Origin of the sequence: Streptococcus mitis, from assembly GCF_003942995.1 — a bacterium.
In the GTDB taxonomy this organism is placed as follows: Bacteria; Bacillota; Bacilli; order Lactobacillales; family Streptococcaceae; genus Streptococcus; species Streptococcus mitis_CV.
In genome coordinates, this window is the sequence record NZ_RJOH01000041.1 from 1 (window position 1) to 1,581 (window position 1,581).

The following is a 1,581-nucleotide window of genomic DNA, read 5'->3' on the forward strand; positions in this document are numbered from 1 at the left end:
ATCTAAGTTCTTTATTTTTAAATGACTAAAATTATATTGAAAGAGATTAATAAGGAATAACACAATAATTTTAGCTAGTAAAGAGAAAATCATTATTCCTAGATCAGTTTCATATAGTCTATTCAATATCGGAATATTATAAATTACAAAGTAACCTAAAAAATTTTTAATGACATCCCAAAATCCAAGTGGAAATAATGAGTAAAAAAGTAATAAAGAGACCTTACTTCTTAATTCACCAATAGACAAAGTATACAAGATAAAAAAAGTGGGATAAATCAATACCGACCCAAAAAAATAAAATTCTGTTGATTTAAATACAACAATGAATAGTAATATTGAAAGATAGAACAGAATAATGGATATTCCGATTTTTTTCAGATTTAATCTCTCACCTAAAACTCTAGCATGGATACATAACATTAGAAAAGTACCTATAATATCTAGAAAAAATATCATCTAAATCTCCTTAGTCATGAAGTCTTTCGACAGCTTTCATGAGTGAACGTATCTTTAACCTAGAGACAATACAAGAGGACCCGTTTTGAAAATGAACTACCCGATTTTCTTTATCAATTGAAGAAATATTATAAGGATTTACGATAAACGATCTATGACATTGAAATAAGCGTGGTTCCTGTTCTATGATTTCGGATAATTGTCCATAAAATTCAACTATGTCTCGTTTTGAATAGAGTGTCAATTTATGGGCTATTGACGATGTCTCAATATACAATAAATCTTTAAAAGGGACTTGAATTTGAGCTTTAGATCCTGTAAATATAAAAGAGTCCTCAGATACTGTTATTCCTTGATTATCGCTAACACTTAAAATAACATTTTCAATTCGTTTGATAAATAATGGTTCAGGTAATTCTTTATCAATGAAATCAATAGCTGATACTAAATATTCAAAAGATACAGGCATAAACTCAGAATGTGATGTTACAAAAGCAATCACTGCTTGAGAATCAAGTTTTCTAATTTCTCTAGCAACGTCTAATCCTCTTTTGTCAGCATCTTTTATTTCAATATCAAGTAAAAATAATTGATGATTTCCTCTCTCTGAAATGTCCTCTAAAAGCTGTTGAGGTTTTCCATAAACCTCAAAATGCCTATACTCAATCTTATTATCCACCAAAATTTTTTTGACAACATTTTCAATTCTAGTCTGTTGTAAAAAATTATCTTCTAGTATAAAAATATTCACTACTTCACTCCTATATATTTTTCCACTGATTTTTTAATATTGTAAAGTGTCTTCTAGAACAAGCAATGTCTGATACTCTATCATCCAAAAACATAATCGTTCTTGTCTCATGATTAAATCCTGCTATTTTATCTTTATTCACAAGAAACTTTCTATGGCATCTAATAAGTTCTTCTGAACTTTCCTCTTCGATTTTAGCTAGTGAGGTTGAAGCTTCAAAATTCCCTTCGGCTGTTACAAAAAGAACAGCATGAGCTTTTGTAGGGTGAGTTGTAACATAATAAATTTTAGAGAGTGATACCTTTACTATAGCTCTATCTTGATATAAAATGTAGTCTTTCATATTTAGCCTCCTTCTATCAGTTTAATAT

2 protein-coding genes and 1 pseudogene are annotated in these 1,581 nt (G+C 28.8%); all 3 read right to left on the minus strand.

Annotated features, from left to right (window positions below; genetic code table 11):
• Positions 1–459 (minus strand): annotated as a pseudogene (locus D8836_RS11295) (ATPase); the annotation flags it as partial.
• 10 nt (positions 460–469) lie between these two features.
• Entirely contained in the window at positions 470–1,210 is a 741-nt protein-coding gene (locus tag D8836_RS11015) for a response regulator transcription factor (protein ID WP_060627927.1), read from the minus strand.
• Between the two features lie 10 nt (positions 1,211–1,220).
• Positions 1,221–1,553 (minus strand): LytTR family transcriptional regulator DNA-binding domain-containing protein, encoded by a 333-nt coding sequence (locus tag D8836_RS11020; protein WP_070527983.1) that lies wholly within the window; start codon positions 1,551–1,553, stop codon positions 1,221–1,223.
• Positions 1,554–1,581: the final 28 nt, after the last annotated feature.

Excerpts from the sequence above, each read along its gene's own strand:
- D8836_RS11020 (WP_070527983.1), bottom strand. The coding sequence starts at position 1,553 with ATGAAAGACTACATTTTATATCAAGATAGAGCTATAGTAAAGGTATCA.